General features: G+C 33.6%; 25 protein-coding genes and 1 pseudogene. 21 read left to right on the top strand and 5 right to left on the bottom strand.

Annotated features, from left to right (window positions below; all coding sequences use genetic code 11):
* Window positions 1–65 precede the first annotated feature (65 nt).
* From TKV_RS09300 to TKV_RS09275, 7 genes are all read left to right on the top strand, one after another.
* Entirely contained in the window at window positions 66–449 is a 384-nt protein-coding gene (locus TKV_RS09300; RefSeq protein ID WP_049685701.1) for a hypothetical protein, read from the top strand.
* Window positions 446–739 carry a 4Fe-4S dicluster domain-containing protein gene (locus tag TKV_RS09295; RefSeq protein WP_049685700.1) on the top strand — a complete coding sequence of 98 codons (294 nt, stop codon included), beginning with the start codon at window positions 446–448 and terminating at the stop codon, window positions 737–739. The genes TKV_RS09300 and TKV_RS09295 overlap by 4 nt, the downstream gene beginning before the upstream one ends.
* Window positions 732–1,586: a putative zinc-binding protein gene (locus tag TKV_RS09290; protein WP_049685699.1), complete on the top strand. Its 855-nt coding sequence runs from the start codon at window positions 732–734 to the stop codon at window positions 1,584–1,586. The genes TKV_RS09295 and TKV_RS09290 overlap by 8 nt, the downstream gene beginning before the upstream one ends.
* Window positions 1,579–1,974 carry a putative zinc-binding protein gene (locus tag TKV_RS09285; RefSeq protein ID WP_236617246.1) on the top strand — a complete coding sequence of 132 codons (396 nt, stop codon included), beginning with the start codon at window positions 1,579–1,581 and terminating at the stop codon, window positions 1,972–1,974. The genes TKV_RS09290 and TKV_RS09285 overlap by 8 nt, the downstream gene beginning before the upstream one ends.
* On the top strand, window positions 1,975–2,454 hold the full coding sequence (locus TKV_RS09280; RefSeq protein ID WP_049685697.1) for a putative zinc-binding protein: 480 nt from the start codon (window positions 1,975–1,977) through the stop codon (window positions 2,452–2,454).
* 252 nt (window positions 2,455–2,706) lie between these two features.
* Entirely contained in the window at window positions 2,707–2,958 is a 252-nt protein-coding gene (locus TKV_RS14285) for an arsenic resistance protein (protein WP_322785806.1), read from the top strand.
* Window positions 2,952–3,500 (top strand): arsenic resistance protein, encoded by a 549-nt coding sequence (locus TKV_RS09275; protein WP_322785805.1) that lies wholly within the window; start codon window positions 2,952–2,954, stop codon window positions 3,498–3,500. The genes TKV_RS14285 and TKV_RS09275 overlap by 7 nt, the downstream gene beginning before the upstream one ends.
* Before the next feature lie 178 nt (window positions 3,501–3,678).
* Here the strand turns inward: TKV_RS09275 and TKV_RS09270 are convergent, their stop codons facing one another.
* Window positions 3,679–5,154, bottom strand: a complete 1,476-nt coding sequence (locus TKV_RS09270) for an IS1182-like element ISTte1 family transposase (RefSeq protein WP_049685696.1) — start codon at window positions 5,152–5,154, stop codon at window positions 3,679–3,681.
* Window positions 5,155–5,325: 171 nt separating this feature from the next.
* Here TKV_RS09270 and TKV_RS09265 point away from each other — a divergent pair, with 171 nt between their 5' ends.
* Window positions 5,326–5,715, top strand: coding sequence for a secondary thiamine-phosphate synthase enzyme YjbQ (locus TKV_RS09265; protein WP_049685695.1), 390 nt, complete (start codon window positions 5,326–5,328; stop codon window positions 5,713–5,715).
* A gap of 2 nt (window positions 5,716–5,717) precedes the next feature.
* Here the strand turns inward: TKV_RS09265 and ligD are convergent, their stop codons facing one another.
* Together ligD and ku are read right to left on the bottom strand one after the other, a co-directional pair.
* Window positions 5,718–6,641, bottom strand: a complete 924-nt coding sequence (ligD, locus tag TKV_RS09260; RefSeq protein ID WP_049685694.1) for a non-homologous end-joining DNA ligase — start codon at window positions 6,639–6,641, stop codon at window positions 5,718–5,720.
* A gap of 13 nt (window positions 6,642–6,654) precedes the next feature.
* On the bottom strand, window positions 6,655–7,467 hold the full coding sequence (ku, locus tag TKV_RS09255; RefSeq protein ID WP_049685693.1) for a non-homologous end joining protein Ku: 813 nt from the start codon (window positions 7,465–7,467) through the stop codon (window positions 6,655–6,657).
* Between the two features lie 145 nt (window positions 7,468–7,612).
* Between ku and TKV_RS09250 the strand changes: the two genes are divergently transcribed.
* Window positions 7,613–8,866, top strand: coding sequence for a serine hydrolase (locus TKV_RS09250; RefSeq protein WP_173402338.1), 1,254 nt, complete (start codon window positions 7,613–7,615; stop codon window positions 8,864–8,866).
* Window positions 8,867–8,913: 47 nt separating this feature from the next.
* Here TKV_RS09250 and ytaF read toward each other — a convergent pair whose 3' ends face one another.
* Window positions 8,914–9,567: a sporulation membrane protein YtaF gene (ytaF, locus tag TKV_RS09245; protein WP_394214530.1), complete on the bottom strand. Its 654-nt coding sequence runs from the start codon at window positions 9,565–9,567 to the stop codon at window positions 8,914–8,916.
* Between the two features lie 117 nt (window positions 9,568–9,684).
* Here ytaF and TKV_RS09240 point away from each other — a divergent pair, with 117 nt between their 5' ends.
* From TKV_RS09240 to TKV_RS09230, 3 genes and pseudogenes are all read left to right on the top strand, one after another.
* Complete coding sequence (locus TKV_RS09240) at window positions 9,685–9,972, top strand: DUF503 domain-containing protein (protein WP_049685690.1); 288 nt, start codon at window positions 9,685–9,687, stop codon at window positions 9,970–9,972.
* 117 nt (window positions 9,973–10,089) lie between these two features.
* The gene (locus tag TKV_RS12875; RefSeq protein WP_049685689.1) at window positions 10,090–10,275 is read left to right on the top strand and encodes a hypothetical protein; all 186 of its coding nucleotides are present in this window, start codon (window positions 10,090–10,092) and stop codon (window positions 10,273–10,275) included.
* Window positions 10,229–10,714, top strand: a pseudogene (locus TKV_RS09230) (hydroxylamine reductase); the annotation flags it as partial. The gene TKV_RS12875 and the pseudogene TKV_RS09230, both read left to right, overlap by 47 nt.
* A gap of 70 nt (window positions 10,715–10,784) precedes the next feature.
* Here TKV_RS09230 and TKV_RS09225 read toward each other — a convergent pair.
* Window positions 10,785–11,183 carry a helix-turn-helix domain-containing protein gene (locus TKV_RS09225; protein ID WP_003867464.1) on the bottom strand — a complete coding sequence of 133 codons (399 nt, stop codon included), beginning with the start codon at window positions 11,181–11,183 and terminating at the stop codon, window positions 10,785–10,787.
* Between the two features lie 177 nt (window positions 11,184–11,360).
* On the opposite strand from TKV_RS09225, the gene TKV_RS09220 reads away from it, so the two are divergent.
* From TKV_RS09220 to TKV_RS09180, 9 genes are all read left to right on the top strand, one after another.
* Window positions 11,361–11,546: a helix-turn-helix domain-containing protein gene (locus tag TKV_RS09220; protein ID WP_049685687.1), complete on the top strand. Its 186-nt coding sequence runs from the start codon at window positions 11,361–11,363 to the stop codon at window positions 11,544–11,546.
* A 331-nt stretch (window positions 11,547–11,877) separates the two neighbouring features.
* Window positions 11,878–12,243, top strand: coding sequence for a DUF6514 family protein (locus TKV_RS09215; protein ID WP_049685686.1), 366 nt, complete (start codon window positions 11,878–11,880; stop codon window positions 12,241–12,243).
* 98 nt (window positions 12,244–12,341) lie between these two features.
* Window positions 12,342–12,758: a holo-ACP synthase gene (gene acpS / locus TKV_RS09210; protein WP_049685685.1), complete on the top strand. Its 417-nt coding sequence runs from the start codon at window positions 12,342–12,344 to the stop codon at window positions 12,756–12,758.
* Window positions 12,721–14,253, top strand: coding sequence for a bifunctional ADP-dependent NAD(P)H-hydrate dehydratase/NAD(P)H-hydrate epimerase (locus tag TKV_RS09205; RefSeq protein ID WP_049685684.1), 1,533 nt, complete (start codon window positions 12,721–12,723; stop codon window positions 14,251–14,253). Before acpS ends, TKV_RS09205 begins: the two co-directional genes overlap by 38 nt.
* A gap of 14 nt (window positions 14,254–14,267) precedes the next feature.
* Window positions 14,268–15,272: a LolA family protein gene (locus TKV_RS09200; protein WP_148307263.1), complete on the top strand. Its 1,005-nt coding sequence runs from the start codon at window positions 14,268–14,270 to the stop codon at window positions 15,270–15,272.
* Between the two features lie 19 nt (window positions 15,273–15,291).
* A complete protein-coding gene (gene alr, locus TKV_RS09195; RefSeq protein WP_049686269.1) occupies window positions 15,292–16,458 on the top strand; it encodes an alanine racemase in 1,167 nt (388 codons plus the stop codon).
* An 89-nt stretch (window positions 16,459–16,547) separates the two neighbouring features.
* Window positions 16,548–16,823 (top strand): CopG family ribbon-helix-helix protein, encoded by a 276-nt coding sequence (locus TKV_RS09190; RefSeq protein WP_003870023.1) that lies wholly within the window; start codon window positions 16,548–16,550, stop codon window positions 16,821–16,823.
* 2 nt (window positions 16,824–16,825) lie between these two features.
* Window positions 16,826–17,176, top strand: coding sequence for a type II toxin-antitoxin system PemK/MazF family toxin (locus TKV_RS09185; protein ID WP_003867472.1), 351 nt, complete (start codon window positions 16,826–16,828; stop codon window positions 17,174–17,176).
* Between the two features lie 97 nt (window positions 17,177–17,273).
* A complete protein-coding gene (locus TKV_RS09180; protein WP_049685682.1) occupies window positions 17,274–17,726 on the top strand; it encodes a hypothetical protein in 453 nt (150 codons plus the stop codon).
* Window positions 17,727–17,769: the final 43 nt, after the last annotated feature.

The following is a 17,769-nucleotide window of genomic DNA, read 5'->3' as shown; positions in this document are numbered from 1 at the left end:
CTGTCTTTGAAGCGATAAATGGTGCATTAGGTTTATCAGTTCATAAACTATGAAGGAGGGTTATCATGAGTGAAAGGAATTTACCAGGTTTTATTATGTGTGTTTGCACAGGAAAGTGTTCAGGATTTTCAAAGATGGATATTTGGGACTTTATAAATCAAGTTAGAGTTGAACTTCCAGTGGAATATGCTTTTATTCATCCACAGCTTTGTGAAGAAGATGGAGATAGGTTTCTTGCAGACTTTTTAAAGGCTCATAGAAAATTAATAATTGGCGCCTGTGCGCCAAATATGCAAAGAAAAATGTTCAAAGATGCCTTTAAAGAAGCGGGACTTGACATTGAAAAAGATGCAGTTATGCTTGATATAAGGGATATGACAAATGAAAAAGCACTAGAGGTAGTTAAAAATGCATTAAAAGAGTTGGGGCTTGAGGAGGAGTTGTTATGAGTGAGAATACTTTTATGGGAGTTCCAAGGGAAAAAATAGATTGGTTCCCTATAATTGATTATGATAAATGTAACAATTGCCTTGAATGCGTTAAGTTTTGTCCACACGATGTATATGAAGTTAGAGAAAATGAAGAAAAAAAGGTCATAGTAAAAAATCCTTATAATTGCGTTGTCTTTTGTAGGGCTTGTGGGAAAACCTGTGGAGTTGATGCTCTTTCATTTCCAGATAAATCAGAAGTGACTAAGAAGATTAAACAATTAAGAATGGAGATGGAGCAAAATGGATAAAAAGTATGTTGTTTTGCCTTGTAATGGATTAGATAAATGTGCAGGTTGCGTATCAAGGGAAGCAGCACTAACTTTAAAAGAAAAAATTTCTTGTGAAATAATTTGTCCAGTATTCTATAGAGTTGCCGATGCAAGATATAATAAATTAGCAAATGAAAATCAATTGATAATAATTGATGGATGCAACACAAGGTGTGCAACAAAGCTTGCCTCTGAAAAGAATCTTAAAGTTTATAAAAAGGTAAATGTAACTGAAATATCACAGCAAAATAACATTACTCTTTCAAAGGACCTTAAAATAGGAGAAAATGAAAAAAAGATTGTTGAAATAATAATTAAACAACTAGTAGAGGAAGACAGTCAAAAAACATTGTCAAATTTAGAATTGAAATTTCCAGAAGTTATAGATTATGAAATATATAAAAAGGATAAGTTTATATTTAGATTGCCTAAAACTGGCTTTTATTTCAATGAAAATGACTGTTGGGTTTATGCTGATGGAAATTTAGCAAGAATTGGTGTTACGGATTATGTTCAGCAAAGTCTTTCCGATATAATGTTCTTTAATCCACCATCTGTAGGAAATGAAATAAGTCAATTTGATGAAGTAGGATCTATTGAATCTGGAAAAGCTGTTTTTGAGATTATATCACCAGTTAGCGGAAGGATAGTTAGGATAAACGAGAAACTTTTAGAAAGTCCTGAATATATAAACGAAAATCCTTATGAAAAGGGATGGATTGCCGATATAGAGCTTAGTAATTTTGATTCAGATAAAATGTTTTTATTATCGTTTGATGAATACTTTGAAAAAATGAAAAGGAAGGTGGATGAGTTTCATGTCTAAAGTTGTTGTAATACCTTGTAGTGGGATGGGAAAGGTTTATGGCTTAATAGCTAGAGAAGCAGCTTTAAAGGTTGTAAGGGAACTTAAAAAGAATGAAGCAGAAACTAAATGTTTAGCTTACCTTGTTACAGGAGATGAGGAAATAAAAAATTATATGCAAGGAAAAAAGTGTATCACAATTGATGGCTGCCCTAAGATGTGTGCTGCCAAAAATGCAAAAGAAGCAGGAGCTGAAGTGATTGAAGAATTAAAATCCATAGAGTTTGCAAAGGAAAAAAGAGCAATGAAACCGGGAACAGCTACGAATTTAAATGAAGAAGGATGGGAAGTTGTAGATTATATTGCTGATAAAATAGTTGAGATAATTGATAACTTGGAGGTGAAATAAATGAAAGAAACCAAGATTGGCATAGTATCATGTAGTGGCGAAGAATGTCTTGGAGGAACAATATCAAGACTTGCAACAAGAAAGGTTTTAGAAAAGCTTAGAATGGGAGAGACCGTTACAATATGCCTTCCTTTATTTATTGCAGGAGGAGAAGAAGAAAGGCTTTTTGCTAAGGTATTTCCAACAATTGCTGTTGATGGTTGTTCAAAACTTTGTGCAATGAGGGCAACTGAAAAATATAGTGGAAAAGTAAATGCCGTTGTTAATGTAGCAGAAATACTTGGAGAGGAAAAAGCACTTTCTGAATTAGTTTCATTAAAAGAAATGCCTCAGGATTATGAAGAAATAGTTGATAAAGTTGCAAATGAGATTTGTAAAAAAATAGATAAAATTATTAGCGATATTTTAACAAAGGAAGCTATGGAAGAATTAGAATCACAAGGAAAAAGCGGTGGAGGATGTTGCTGCGGAAACTGCTAATTGTTACCGAATTTAGCTCACATTAAGTGGCCGCAAATTTTGCTCACTTTATTTGGCTAGGCAGTTTTTATACTGTCTGGCCATTGGCATAACTTTATACAGAAAATTCATCTTAAATTACAAATTTTACCATACGATCATCAATAGCCATTTTTGTTCGGCTGCAGCTACCATAAAAAAAGAGCTAAGCGAAATAAAGCAATGCGAAGAAGACAAAAAGAAATTATCATTATATAAGAATAAGGGGATTACTTGCGAACAACTACAAAAAGAAAAGCTCTCTCTAAGCATGAATATGCTACTGGTTTGATTATTATTGGGCTTGCAAGATGTATTGCTATGGTTATCGTATGGAATACCCTTGCAAAAGGTGATAATGAATATGCAGCAGCGTTAGTAGCTTTAAACTCAATATTTCAAATAATATTTTATTCATTCTATATATATATATCTTTGTTACATTACTACCGAAAATTTTGGGGCTGTCTTGGGGTGGTATGGTAGTTGAGATTTCTATCTGGGAAGTTGCGAAAAGTGTTCTAATCTATCTTGGTATACCGTTTGCTGCAGGTTTTATTACGAGATTTATTTTGATTCGGTCAAAAGGCAAGATATGGTACAAAAAAGTATTTATTCCTAAAATTTCGCCCCTAGCTTTGATATTCCTTTTATATACAATTGTTATAATGTTTATTTTAAAAGGGAAATATATAGTTACACTCCCAGGTGATGTTGTAAGGATTGCAATTCCACTGTTGTTATACTTTGTTATAATGTTTTTTGCAAGTTTCTTTATCTCATACCTTGCTGGGTTCAATTATGAGCAGACTGTTACTTTATCCTTTACTGCAGCCAGTAACAATTTTGAGCTTGCCATAGCAGTTGCTGTGGCAGTCTTTGGCGTAGGTTCTGGACAGGCAATGGCTGCTGTTGTTGGGCCATTAATTGAGGTTCCAGTAATGCTTGCACTTGTAAATGCGGCTTTAGCCCTGAAGAAAAAATATTATAATAAAGAGGGTTTACCAAAGCGTATTAGCGGGGATTAAACTTTATTACCTCCAAAATCTCATGTAGATTTTATGCGGGGTGGAGGGGAGGGAAAGGGAAAGGTTTTTTAAATTAACATCACATCTCTAATATTTTATAAGGAAAGGGAATTTTAATAAGTTAAAAAATAATTGTGAGTTTATGAACTAATAATATTAAAGGCATGTTGACATGCCATTACAGTTTGTTGACAAAGCAAAATTTTAGCCCCTGTTTTCTTAGTACCGAAAGCAGGGGCTGTATATATCTGGATAAAATTTTCTTTAAAACTCCAAATAATGGATAAAGTTTTGAAATGTCAAAGGGCCCTTTGCCCTTCCTCCATAACCATAAGGCCATTTTCTTTAAATTCATGGCAGCAAAAACAAGCATCGCTTGCATGGACAATTTTTCCTTCCCTCTTAACGTCGTCCATCGCAAACCATGCTTCTCCTTTAAATCTGCAAATACTCTCTCTATTGTCTCTTTCCTTCTCTCATATACTTCTTTACAGTAAGGTGTATGCCTTAGGTGTTCTGCTTCTTCTACATATCCTTCCCATATGTGCCTGAATATCCTCTTTGTGTAGTCTTTACTTTGGGTACACTTTTCTCTTAGAGGACAGTTTTTACATTTTTCTGGGTTTGATTTGTATTCTCTATATCCTTCTCTGTTGGTTGTAACATATGTTAATATTTCATTCTGCGGGCATATGTAACAGTCATAGTATTCATCATAAACAAATTCATGTTTTTTCATGAAACCATCTTTTGTTTTTGGCCTTGTGTATGGTACTGCTGGTATTATTTGTCTATCAAATATTGTCTTTAATATGTACGGATTTTTATAGCCTGCATCTACTGCTATTGCTTTCGGTTTTCTTACCCTCTTTTCAACTTCTTCTAATACTTCTTGAAACATCACACTGTCGTGTACATTTGCAGCTTCAACTTTTACTCCTAATACAAATCCGTTTTTATCGCAGGCTGTGTGAAAAGAATATGCAAAGATTTTTTCTTTTCCGTTTTTGTTTAACATTCCGCTATCCGGGTCTGTTTTGCTTACTTTCACTTCTTTCGTCTTTATCTTCTTGATTTTCTTTAATGGCTTTTTGCCATGAGCCTCTCTATCCTTGTTTATTTCTTCTTCTAGTTTTTCTTGATAAGTCCTGGCTTCTTTTTCTACTATTTCTTTGGTGTATTTCTTCTTGTTGGCACTTGCTTTTACATGGGTTGAATCTATGAATACTTCCTCTGCATTTACTAGCCCATGTTTTATTGCTTCTTCTAAAATTTTCGTAAATATTTTTTCAAATATATCCGTCCCCTTGAATCTTCTTATGTAGTTCTGACTAAATGTTGAAAAATGAGGTATTTCTTCTGTCAGCCCATACCCTAAAAACCATCTATACGCTACATTTGTTTTTATTTCTGCTATTGTCCTCCTCATCGATGGTATACCAAAAAGATATTGAATGAAAAGTATTTTTATGAGTACTACTGGGTCTATGCTTGGTCTGCCGTGATCTTCGGAATATTTCTCTTTTACTAAATCATATATGAAACTAAAATCTATAACTCTTTCTATCTTCCTTAAAAGGTGATCTTTTGGAACTAACTGATCTATGCTTACAAATTCTATTTGATGTCTGGCATCCTGTTTCTTTGATAACATCTTTCTTCTCCTCTCCTCTTTTGCTTTGTACCGTTAAAAAAACAAGGAACCCTTCTCATCATAACGGGTTCCCGATATTTTGTCAACAGTCTGAAAGGCATGTTGACATGCCATCATACAATTTGCTATTATAAAAAGCAAATCCAGAAAACAAAAAATGGAGGAGTCGTTATGGTTGTTCTGGAGATAAATACACCGACAAGGGAAGTTATGGTGGATATTACTGATATGGTGATGCAAGAAATTAAAAAATCTGGCGTTGTTGATGGCTTTTGTGTTATCTTTGTGCCTCATACAACAGCGGGAATTACAATAAACGAAAATGCGGATCCCACTGTAAGAGAAGATATAATGGCGGCTTTAGAAAAAATAATTCCTAATATGCGTTTTAAACACATGGAAGGCAATTCTGATGCCCATATAAAAGCGTCTCTTATGGGAAGTTCAGTAACTTTAATTATTGAAAATGGAAAACCCCTTTTGGGAACTTGGCAGGGTATTTATTTTTGTGAGTTTGATGGTCCAAGGAGAAGAAGAGTGTATATTAAGTTTTTGAAGTGAGTTTATTCAAACCTGCACTCTTCTGGTTTTACGTTATACTCAAATTGAATAAAAGAAGGTGCTCTCATTTTCATGTTTTCAGACCATTCCATAAATCTCACTTTACATGTTAGCAGAGGTTTTAACCACTGCACATTTTTTTCTTTAAAGTTATAATAATTATCTGGGGCTTTTATCCCCTTGGCAACTTCATAGAATGCTTTTAATTCCTTCTGGGATAGGCCTGATTCACAACTTCCTATGTTTATTAAATTATTCTCCTCATCGTAAAGCCCCAGTATGAGGGCTGTTTTGTCAGTTCTGTACCCTATAATAACGGCATTTATTACAATAAAATGTTTTGACTTAAGCCAGAGTTTACTCCTTTTTCCTATTAAATATTTTGAATCTGCTTTTTTGGCAACAATTCCTTCAAGTCCTCTTTTGCCTGTCTCTTCAAAAAGCATTTTTCCATGTTCAAATATAAAATCTGATATTTTTATGACCTCGCTTTCTTTAACTGTTTTTCTAAGTATATCTTTTCTCTCTATAAGTGGCAATTCAACAAGAGGTTTACCGTCTAAGTACAATATATCCCATGTTATGAAAATTACGGGCATTATCTTGCTTAAAAGATTTATTTTTACTAAATTTTGTTGATGCTTTCTCGACATAATGCTTTTGTAACTGGGCTTGCCGTTTTTTAAAACTACAAGTTCACCGTCAAGTATTGCTTCTTTTGCTTTTATTTGCTTATGAAGTAATGCTAAATCTGGAAACTGGTGGGTTATATCAACAAGCTTTCTATCTTGAAGTCTTGTTTTATTTGAAAGAAAGGCAATAGTCCTTGAACCATCCCATTTGATTTCATATATCCATTCGGGGCTATCAAAAGGGTCACTGCTGGATGCCAGCATAGGTGATATTTTTTCTTCTATCATAGACATATTTGATCTTCCTTTATGCGCCTTTTCTTTTGCGTCCTTTTTTTGCTTTTTCTTCTTTTTTTACAGATTCAATGCTTGCTTTTAGTGCACTTACTAAATCAAGAACATTATCGGCTTCAGGTGCTTTTTGGGGAATTTCTATTTCTTTGTCTTGTATCTTTGACTCAATCATTTCAATTAATGTCTTTCTGTAGTTATCATCATATTTTTCGGGTTTGAAATCTGAGGTCAAAGTATCAATAAGTTGTTTGGCCATTTTTATTTCATTTTCATGTAAGCTGACTTCTCTTAAGGGAGGAAGCTGGTTTGTGCTTTTTATTTCATCGGGAAAATGCATTGTTTCCATGACTAAATATTTTTCATCGTACACTCGTATGCATGCGAGGCTTTGCTTGGACCTGATTACCACTTTCGCTATTGCAACTCGTTTTGTTTCTTTCATAGAATCTCTTAAAAGCACATAAGGTTTTGTTCCAATATCTTCAGGTACAATGAAATATGTTTTGTCATAATATATGGGGTCTATTTGTCCTATATCGGTAAAATCTACTATATCAATGGTTTTAACAGTTGGCATGGGTATCCTTTCCAAATCTTCGTCATCTATAATGACAAATTTACCTGGTTCGTATTCATACCCTCGAACTATTTCCTCATCTGAAACGGGTCTATTACATACAGGGCATATTTTTTCATATTTTATGGGGGATTTACATTCTTTGTGAAGTTGCCTAAAATGTATGGCATGGTCTTCTGTAGCGGTATACAGTTTTATGGGGATACTTACAAGACCAAAACTTATTGCTCCTTTCCACATCGAGCGCATATTTAAATCACCTCATATTTAATATTTCCATTATGAAAATTTTTTATTATAAAAATATATATATAAGCTGTTATATATGGATATATATGTTTGTTGAAATATGATGTTATATACAGTATAATTGGAATTGAATGGGGTGATAAAATTGAAGAATATAAAAAAGATATTTTCATGGATTCTTATTATTGCTATTGTTGTATTGATACTTATATTTTCGTATGCAAGAAATCTTCCAAAATTCACCTTTGGGTCAAGGCTTTTGTATAGCGGGACGTATGGGACTGATGTAGAAAACTTGCAGACCATATTAAATAATGCAGGATTTGATACAGGTACTATTGACGGCATATTTGGAAAAATGACATTAAATGGGGTTTTAGACTTTCAAAGGTCTAAAAATCTTGTGCCCGATGGAATTGTAGGTCCTAAGACATATGCTGCTCTTGAAACTGTTACCTGGGCTGACCCGATAGTTTACTCAGTCAAGCCAGGGGACAACTTATACTTTATAGCAAAGCGTCATGGAACGAATGTCCAAAATATAATAGATGCAAATGGATTAAGTGATGGGGATAGTTTATATGTTGGGCAAAAGATTTTAATTCCTCATCCGCCTGTTGAAGTGCCGCAACAATTGAACAATGCTACAAATTATCAAGAACTTAAAAATAACATTCAAGCATTAATATCTCAATATCCTGGCAAATACGGAGTTTACTTTATTGACTTAAATACAGGGCAAACTTTTGAAATAAACGGTTATGATTTGTTTATTGCGGCAAGCACTTATAAAGTACCTCTTAACTTTTACCTTTATACTCTTATAACGGATGGAAAAATAGACCCTAATATGAAAGTGCAATACACTCAAGCTGACTATGAAGGGGGCGCCGGTTCTATACAGGCAGACCCTGTTGGAAGTTATTATACCATAAGAGAGCTTTCAAGACGCTCCATTGAAGAAAGTGACAATATTGCATCAAATATGATTATGAGAGTTGTAGGAAGGGATAATTATATAAAATTTATGGAAGAGTTAGGGGCCTATGTAATACCCTACAGCAGCAATATTACTTCTCCAAGAGATATGAGTATGTATATGAAAAAACTTTTAGATTATGTAAATGCTCATCCGGATACTGCAGGAGAATTGATGTATTATCTTAAAAATACTATATATAATGACAGAATATCTTATCCTATACCAGATGAAATAGAAGTAGCACACAAAATAGGTAATTTGTCCAATGTAGTGAATGATACAGCGATAGTTTTCCATCCTACAAGGCCTTATATATTAACTGTACTTGCAAATGATGTAGATGGTTCTGACGACTCTTATGCTTATACTGTAATAAGGCAGATATCAAAAATGGTGTATGACTTTCAAAATAGATAAAAAGTTTAAGCCGGGTTTTCCGGCTTAAACTTTTAGTACATTAAAGCTTAGAACAAAGCTTTATAAGCTATTATAAGTAAAATAACCCCGCTTATAATTGTGCCAAATTGTCCGATAGTAAAAGAGCCTATTCGTATATTAGCAACTTTTGTCCCCAATTGTACTCCTGCCCATACAGAAACAAGGCTTCCAATTGCTGTAGTGAAAGATATAGCAAAGGGAGAAAAGCCCAAAAGCCCTGCTCCTAATCCGTTTGTCAGGGCATTTGCCGAAAGGGCAATTCCTAAAAGAATTGCTTCCAATAGACTTATTTCTCCTGATTTATCTAAATCTACAATTTCAGGATTTTCTAAAATTCCCTTTATAGAAGTAGTTTTTGATGATACTTGTTGTGTGTTTTGTGAAGAAGATTTACGAGGGACAGCCAGTAAAATAATTCTAAGTCCGATTATAAACAGCAAAAAAGCTCCTACAAAAATAGGGAGTGACCCTGGAAGTATTGAATTTAACCATTTGCCAAAGACAATTCCAGATATGCTAAACAAAAAAGCGATTACTGCGATAATTGTATTACAAAAAAGGCTTATTCGTATATTTCGTATACCATAGGAAATGCCTACTCCAAAATTATCTATGCTTGATGATATTGCGAAACCAAGAATAATTAGCCATTTCATATGTTCACACTCCTCTCTATCCAGACTCTATTTATAATACGCGTTAGATAGAGAAGGTGTGATTTTATTGAAACAGTTTATTATGTAAGGTATAATTATATTGTAAAAATTTTCTGGAGGAAATTAGGTAAGGGGATATATATGATTGTATCTTATTGTAAAATATATCTACGTGCAAATTGGGTTCATTCTTTAAAAGAAAAAAGAATGATTGTAAGAAGTATTGTAGGTAAAGTAAAAAGTCACTATAATGTTTCTATATCCGAAATAGAAAACCAAAATTTACACAAATCAATTGTCATAGGTTTTTCGGTGTGTGGCAGTGATGCTGTTTTAACAAATAAAATAGTTCAAGAGGTTGTAGACTATATTGAAGAAAATACAGATGCTTATATAGAAAATATAGAAATGGATACAATAAATGTCTGACTCCAAATGAATTATGTTCATTTGGAGCTTTTATTTTGTGATTTTTATCACAGATTCTTTTGAGTTTTTAGCTTATCATAATTTGTGGACAAGAACTTAGAAAAAGGAGGAAGTAAAATGAGTATGTTTTGCTATCAATGTCAAGAAGCCTCTCAGGGCATAGGGTGTACAGTGAGAGGTGTATGCGGTAAGACATACGACGTTGCAAATCTGCAAGATTTGTTGATTTTTACATTAAAAGGCATATCCTTTTTAAATTTTGACAGGAGCTATAAAGAGATTTTTCGTAATGGCAGGCTGTGACGGCAGAATGAAGAACAGAACCTATTATACCGAATTTGCTAAAGCTCTTCCTAAAGATACAGTCATTTTAACTGCAGGCTGTGCAAAATACAGGTACAACAAGTTAAACCTTGGAGACATAAACGGCATTCCAAGAGTTTTAGACGCAGGGCAGTGCAATGACTCTTACTCATTAGCTGTGATAGCCATGAAGCTTAAAGAAGTCTTTGGTTTAAATGACATAAACAAGCTTCCTATTTCTTACAACATTGCGTGGTATGAACAGAAGGCTGTTATAGTGCTTTTGGCACTTTTATACCTCGGAGTAAAAAATATTCATTTAGGACCTACGCTTCCCGCTTTCTTATCACCAAATGTCACAAAAGTATTAGTTGACAAATTTGGCATTGGTGGTATCACAAACGTAGAAGATGACATGAAAATGTTCATGGGTGAGTAAAGATTACGGCTGCAAAATGCAGCCGTAATCTTTTGTCATTATGATTAATAATTAATCATAATGGTTAAAATTATACTTTCTTTTCTTTTTTAATGAACTCTTCTAAATCAGTAGTATTCAAACTCACTTTTATGTATCCTTCTATATCTCTCTTTCTTTCCTCAGGCAATGTTTCAAAGGCTTTAAAAATTATTTTATCCTTTTCACTGATGCTTTCAAACTCTTCTCTCGATAAGTATTTTTCCTCTTCTTCTTTTACATATTCTATTTGTTGGCCAGTAAGAAGCCAATCTATTGAAACATTAAGGGCGTTTTTTAACTTTATCAAAGCATTGGAAGAAGGCATTGATTTGTTGTTTTCAAGGTCACTTAAATTTCCAACAGATAATCCTGTGAGTTTGCTCAAAGCTGTTATAGTCAAATTATTTTTTTTACGAGCATATTTTATGCGTTCGCCAACTGTATCCATAACACTCCTCCTTTGTTTTTCTGAATTACGATATTAGTATTGACATTTTCGTAATTCAGATATATATTTAAAATAGTTAATTTTTAATCATTATCTATTTTAACACAAATATTTTATTATTCCTACTGAATAAAAATGCTAACTTTTGTTTGTAAGAAAAAACAAGGGGGTGCTTTGATGAAGAAAAGAAAGTTGACAGATTTTGGGAAATTAGTGAATGACAGATTGGCGGAACTGAATATGACACAAAAAGAATTGTCGCGATTGATAGGTACCAGTGAGCCATATTTAAGCATGATTTTACATGGTGAAAGGTCTGGCAAGAAGTATAAAGAGAAGATAATAAAAATATTAAGGCTGTAGAAGCGACAAATTTTAAAGGATTTTTTGCTATTTTGTAAAATTATTGGGGTTAAAAAATTTTTGAAGGAACTTTTCGACATTTGTTGCTTTCTTTCTTGCTTGAAATGATATAATTCAACATTTTTCTTATTATTAAAAGGCCATTCATAAAGGTATGAACATTGTTAATTGTTTGTTGAAGGTGAAAAATAGTCTTTTCTGTCGATAAAAAATTTTCAAAAAAATAAAGGATTTTTTAGAAAAAAATAGAATATATTAATATAAGTTGCAAGTTAATAATTAATCTTATTAAAAAACCTTAAGTAAAAAATAAAGTGGAGGGGATAGTAAAATGTATTACAAGAAAGTTGCAGAGTATGTATCGACAACAGAGGAGGTAAGGGGAACAGTTACAACGCGTTATTCGATTGTCATGTCAGAAATCAGCATTTTTAATGGGAAAGAAGAAGTAAAATTGCCGTCGTATGGAATCGAAATTGTCCAACAAGTTTTTGATGACGAAAAAGATGTGGTAGAAAAATGGGAGGAAAGGGTGGTGAATATAAGTCCTTATTTTGAAAAAGTAGACAAGCTGGCAGAATTATTCAAGGAAATGTCTTTATCGCCAATTCACCTTTATGAAGTGATTGATGACATGTGTGAACATTACATAAGCGATTATGATAAGCTGGTTAAACTGTGTAAGATAGCGATTTAAGAAGGTGTAACGCCTTCTTTTATTTTTTTGAAGGATTTTGCTATTTAGTATAGAAAATAATATATTATGTAGCTTGATTGGTAAAGGAGTTTGGAAAAATGGAATTATTTGTGGGTACTGATATTGTGGAAGTCAAAAGGATACAGAGAGCATATGAAAAAAACCCAAAGTTTTTAGAAAAGCTATTTACAGCGAAAGAGGTGGAATATTTCAATAGCAAAAAGTCAAAATTTCAAAGTGTTGCAGGCTTTTTTTCTGCAAAAGAGAGCGTTTCGAAAGTTTTGGGTACAGGAATCAGTGGTTTTAGATGGAAAGATATAGAGATAGCACATGATGAAAAAGGAGCACCTGTTGTAATTTTAAAGGGTAAAGCAAAAGAGGCTGCTGGACATAAAGGGATAAAGACTATTAAACTTTCTATTTCCCACACAAAAGATTATGCAGTGAGCTTTGCAGTTGGCATTGGAGGTGAGAAAAATGATAGTGTTGACGTCAAAACAAATGAGAGAAGTTGAGCAAAAAGCTATAGAAAAAATAGGAATTCCTTCTATTTGCTTGATGGAAAATGCGGGAAGAGAAGTTGCTATAGAGGTTAAAAAACTTTTAGAGGAGCATGATTTAAAGTCTGTAGTAATTATAGCTGGCAAAGGCAATAATGGTGGGGATGGCTATGTCTTAGCAAGAAACCTTTACAACTGGGGGATAGACGTAAAAGTCTTTTTAACTGCTAATCCGGCTTTAATAACTGGAGATGCCAAGAGAAATTTGGATGCAATATTAAATATGGGAATTTATGTGGCAGAAATTACTCAAAGGAAGCATCTGAAATTCTTAGAAAAAATCATTAAAGACAGTGACCTCATAGTTGATGCAATTTATGGAATAGGGCTTAGGGGAGAAATAACTGGCATTTACAGAGAAGTCATTGAGATGATAAATCAGTCTAATAAAGTGGTTGTATCTATAGATATTCCTTCAGGTTTAAATGCAGATACAGGTCGTGTTGAAGGTTGTGCTGTAAAGGCTCATAAAACTGTGACTATGCAATTTTTAAAGCCAGGTCTTTTACTATATCCGGGAGTTGATTATGCGGGTGAGGTTTCGGTTGCGGATATTGGAATATCCCATAAACTCGCGGAGGAAGTTGGATATAATTACAGTTTAGTTGGTTTAGAAGATGTGAAACTTCAAAAAAGATATGGAGACACTCACAAAGGAGACTACGGAAAAGCTTTAATTATGGCTGGTTCAAAAAATATGACTGGGGCAGCTCATATGTGTGCCAAAAGTGCAATTAAAACGGGATGCGGTTTGGTAAAATTGGCAGTACCGCAGACGATACAGCAGGTTTTACAAAGTGACCTTTATGAGGTTATAACTTATGGGGTAGAAGATGAAAATGGAATTTTCTCTTATAAAGCATTGGATCAATTGTTAAAATTGATAGATGAAAGTGAGGTGATTGCTATAGGGCCGGGTATGACCCATAATGAAGACATTTCAAGGCTTGTGTGTGAAATTGTAAAAAATGTTGACAAACCTATGGTCTTAGATGCTGATGCTCTTAACGCTTTGGTAGGAAGTCTTGATGTCATAAAGAATAAAAATGTCATACTTACACCCCATTATGGTGAAATGGCAAGGCTTACAGGGTTAAAAATCAGTGAAATAAAGGATAATATATTTGAAGTGGTAAAAGATTTTTGCGAAAAATATAAAGTTACACTTGTTCTTAAAGGGTCTAAAACTATAATAGGAAGCAAGGATGGCCGCATATATATAAATAACACAGGTAATCCGGGAATGGCAACGGCTGGCAGTGGTGATGTTTTAACCGGTATGATTACAGCTTTTTTGGCTCAGGGATTTGATGCTATAAATGCTGCAGTTTACGGAGTTTTTTATCATGGCAAAGCGGGAGATATAGCTAAAGAGCACTTTGGAGAATACAGTATGACAGCTACAAATATTATTGAATTTATTTCTGAAGCTTTTAAATGTGGGATGTGAGAAGGTGGTGGGTATTGAAATTTCGCTTTGTAGGAGTTTTGTTAATTTTTATACTTTTACTTTCTGGCTGCAGCCAAAAAGTAAAAAAAGGAAAAGACCCTTTTTCCTCCATTAAAGAGCAATTGAATAATTTAGAAAGCTATATTGCTACAGCTTCTATAGAGCTTTATAATAACAAAATATACAGCAAATTCACTGTTATGCAATTTTACAAAAAAGGGAAATATCGATTAGAAGTTTTAGATGAAAATAAAAATCCAGATAAAATTATCGTCTATAATGGAAATAGAAGCTATGTTTATTTTTCAAAAGTGAATCAAATCTTCGTAGCAGAAAATACACAAGAAGTGCCGTTGTATTCTCTTGTTACTTCTTTTATAAAAAACTATATAAATGCTGGTGGAGAAATCGATAAAAAAGAGACAAACGACTTTTATGTAATTGCGGTTCCTATTTTGGAAAGAAATATATTTATGTATAAAGAGGAGATGGGATTTTCAAAAAAAGATTTAAAGCCTCAGGTCTTAACAATATACGATATTAACAGTGAAGTTTTTGCTAAAGTTACTTATCGGGATTTTGAGTATAACCCTGAGATAGATGATAAGCTGTTTACAAAAGATAGCATAACTACTTTGGCTATAAATATTTTGCAATCTCATGAAATGTCAATAGATGCAAAAGAAGTTTATGAATATTGTGGAATAAATCCCTTAATTCCTGTTTATATGCCAAGTGGCTATAAACTTTTAAATATTTTAGTGGACCAAAGAGAAAACAATGGAGTAACTCTTATTTATACTTCAGGTGAAAACATGATTAAAATAGTAGAGACTGTAAATTCGAATTTTACACAAGAAGGTGAAAAGCAAACACTTTCAGATGGTGTCTACTATGTAAAAGGAGATAAAGGAGAAAAAGCGTATGTTGCCTTAGTGAATGGTATTCAAATAAAAATAATTATAAACGATGCTTTCAGTGAAAAAGAAGTGCTGAAGATAATTAAGTCATTGAGATAAACTAAGGGAGGATTTTATGGTGTTTGATGAAATTAGGCCCACGAGGGCGGAGATATACCTTGACAATATAGTGAACAATTTAAACGAAGTCAAAAGGTTAATAGGAAATAAAGTGAAGATAATGGGGGTTGTAAAGGCGAATGCTTACGGACATGGAGCTTGTCAAGTGGCAAAGGTTTTAATAGAAAATGGGGTTTCATACTTGGCAGTGGCAACTGTAGATGAAGCTTTGGAACTAAGAGATTGCGGAATTAAATCTCCTATCCTTATCTTTGACTATACTCCACTGACACAGGCTAAAGACCTAATAGAGTACCATATAACTCAAACGGTTTTTGATATAAAGTATGTAAGGGAACTGGGAAAAATGGCTTTAAATAAAGGTAAAAAAGCAAAGGTCCATGTCAAAATTGACACGGGAATGGGACGAATCGGGTATACGGATTTGGAGATAGCTCAGAGAGAAATTGAAGAAATGGCAAATATGAAGGGAATAGAATTGGAAGGTATATTCAGCCATTTTTCTACTTCGGATGAAAAAGACAAAACTTATTCTGAAATGCAATTTGACATGTTTAAAAAATTGTTGGAAAAACTTAAAGAAAGGAAAATAGATATTCCATTAAAGCATATTGCAAATAGTGGAGCTATTCTTGACATTGAGTACAGTTATTTAGACATGGTAAGACCGGGGATAATTTTGTATGGCAGTTATCCTTCAGAAGAAGTGCAAAAAAGAGCGAATTTAAAGCAAACAATGTCATTTAAAACAAAAGTAGTATACGTAAAAGAAGTGCCAGAAGGGTCATATATAAGTTATGGCAGAACATTTGTGACGAAAAGAAAAAGCAAAATAGCAACCCTACCTGTTGGATATGCAGATGGTTTCAACAGATTGCTGTCAAACAATCATCATGTGTTAATAAAAGGCAAATATGCACCAGTAGTTGGCAGAATTTGTATGGACCAGTGTATGATTGATGTTACTGATGTAGATAATGTTGAGGTGGGAGATGAAGTAGTAATTTTTGGCATGCAGCAGGATAAAAAGATAACTGTTGATGAAATAGCTAAAAAACTAAATACTATACCTTATGAAGTATATTGTGGAATATCGAGGAGGGTACCTCGAATATATATTTACAAAGGGGAAGTACTAGAGGTAAAAAATTATTTAAAAATTTAACTTTTATAGTATAAAATTTACAGATGATTGACATCATTATATATAGTAATATATAATAAATTATATAAGTGCGTAAGGAGGTCCTAAGTGTGGGCGAAACAAAGCGAATACTTGTAAGCTTACCTCAGAGTTTATTAGAAGAGGTCGATGTTCTTGCCGCTATGGAAAACAGAAATCGCAGTGAATTTATAAGAGAAGCGATGAAATTATATATACGCGAGAGGAAAAAAGTTCAAATACGCGAGAGCATGAAAAAAGGATATCTCGAGATGGCAGCAATTAATAGTGAACTTGCGGAAATGGGCCTAACCGCAGAAAATGAATGTTTTACAGGATATGAAATGAAATTGAAAAAGTGTGATTGACTATGGTGATAAAGAGAGGAGATATCTTTTATGCCGATTTAAGCCCTGTAATAGGCTCTGAACAGGGTGGAATTCGGCCTGTACTTATAATTCAAAATGATATTGGTAATAAATATAGTCCAACAGTAATAGTAGCGGCAATTACATCTCAGATCAACAAAGCCAAATTGCCCACTCATGTTGAAATAAATGGGGCAGAATATGGACTTAACAAAGATTCTGTAGTATTGTTAGAACAAATCAGGACTATCGACAAAAAACGTTTAAGAGAAAAAATTGGCCATTTTGACCAGGAAATGATGGAGAAAGTCAATGAAGCTTTGCAAATAAGTTTAGGGTTGATTGATTTTTAAGGACTTATTTTAAGATAAGTTCTTATTTTTTGTTGAAATGTCATTTATTTTTTTATAAAATAGAGGTGGAAGAGGGGAATTATAGGAGGAAGAACAAATGAAAAAAGTTTATGCGCTTATATTGGTTTTTGTTGTGATTTTAGTGGCTTTGAGTATTGGTTATGCTGATCAAAATCCTGAACCAGGAAGTCAGCAAGACCCCCTTGTCAGCAAAAGCTATGTTGATTCGCAATATAATCAGGTAAAAGCTTATGTTGATGATAAGCTAAAAGAGGCAAAGACAGGGGCAAGCTATGAAGTAGTTGAACTAAATGCAGGAGAGGTTTTGACAATGGAGGGCGGTACCCAAGCGATAGTTAGAATTGCAAATTCAGCAGTAATTGTTACAAAAACTGATGGAGTAGCGGACCTTACTGCAGGTACAAATTTGAAAGATAATGACCTTATACCTGCTAATCACCTTTTGCTTTTTCCACGCTCTGATGGCAGAGGCATAAAAGCGACAAAACACACATACATAGTTGTGATGGGGAAATATACAAAAAATTAACAGCGCTTTGCGCTGTTTTTTTATGCTCTAAAGAAATTTTTGT

It is taken from the genome of Thermoanaerobacter kivui (genome assembly GCF_000763575.1).
GTDB classification, from domain to species: Bacteria; Bacillota; Thermoanaerobacteria; order Thermoanaerobacterales; family Thermoanaerobacteraceae; genus Thermoanaerobacter; species Thermoanaerobacter kivui.
The sequence above is the reverse complement of the archived record's forward strand: the minus strand, read 5'-3'. Positions and strand labels throughout refer to the sequence as shown.

Bases quoted from the DNA above. Each gene is read 5' to 3' on its own strand.
- TKV_RS12875 (WP_049685689.1), top strand. From the start codon at position 10,090: ATGAGTATGTTTTGCTATCAATGTCAAGAAGCCTCTCAGGGCATAGGG.
- TKV_RS09295 (WP_049685700.1), top strand. From the start codon at position 446: ATGAGTGAGAATACTTTTATGGGAGTTCCAAGGGAAAAAATAGATTGG.
- ku (WP_049685693.1), bottom strand. From the start codon at position 7,467: ATGCGCTCGATGTGGAAAGGAGCAATAAGTTTTGGTCTTGTAAGTATC.
- TKV_RS09225 (WP_003867464.1), bottom strand. From the start codon at position 11,183: ATGGATACAGTTGGCGAACGCATAAAATATGCTCGTAAAAAAAATAAT.
- TKV_RS09270 (WP_049685696.1), bottom strand. From the start codon at position 5,154: ATGTTATCAAAGAAACAGGATGCCAGACATCAAATAGAATTTGTAAGC.
- TKV_RS09205 (WP_049685684.1), top strand. From the start codon at position 12,721: ATGATAGTGTTGACGTCAAAACAAATGAGAGAAGTTGAGCAAAAAGCT.
- TKV_RS09185 (WP_003867472.1), top strand. From the start codon at position 16,826: ATGGTGATAAAGAGAGGAGATATCTTTTATGCCGATTTAAGCCCTGTA.
- TKV_RS09275 (WP_322785805.1), top strand. From the start codon at position 2,952: ATGGTAGTTGAGATTTCTATCTGGGAAGTTGCGAAAAGTGTTCTAATC.
- TKV_RS09300 (WP_049685701.1), top strand. From the start codon at position 66: ATGAGTGAAAGGAATTTACCAGGTTTTATTATGTGTGTTTGCACAGGA.
- TKV_RS09220 (WP_049685687.1), top strand. From the start codon at position 11,361: ATGAAGAAAAGAAAGTTGACAGATTTTGGGAAATTAGTGAATGACAGA.
- TKV_RS09290 (WP_049685699.1), top strand. From the start codon at position 732: ATGGATAAAAAGTATGTTGTTTTGCCTTGTAATGGATTAGATAAATGT.
- TKV_RS09265 (WP_049685695.1), top strand. From the start codon at position 5,326: ATGGTTGTTCTGGAGATAAATACACCGACAAGGGAAGTTATGGTGGAT.
- TKV_RS09285 (WP_236617246.1), top strand. From the start codon at position 1,579: ATGTCTAAAGTTGTTGTAATACCTTGTAGTGGGATGGGAAAGGTTTAT.
- TKV_RS09215 (WP_049685686.1), top strand. From the start codon at position 11,878: ATGTATTACAAGAAAGTTGCAGAGTATGTATCGACAACAGAGGAGGTA.
- TKV_RS09280 (WP_049685697.1), top strand. From the start codon at position 1,975: ATGAAAGAAACCAAGATTGGCATAGTATCATGTAGTGGCGAAGAATGT.
- ligD (WP_049685694.1), bottom strand. From the start codon at position 6,641: ATGTCTATGATAGAAGAAAAAATATCACCTATGCTGGCATCCAGCAGT.
- TKV_RS09180 (WP_049685682.1), top strand. From the start codon at position 17,274: ATGAAAAAAGTTTATGCGCTTATATTGGTTTTTGTTGTGATTTTAGTG.
- TKV_RS09240 (WP_049685690.1), top strand. From the start codon at position 9,685: ATGATTGTATCTTATTGTAAAATATATCTACGTGCAAATTGGGTTCAT.
- acpS (WP_049685685.1), top strand. From the start codon at position 12,342: ATGGAATTATTTGTGGGTACTGATATTGTGGAAGTCAAAAGGATACAG.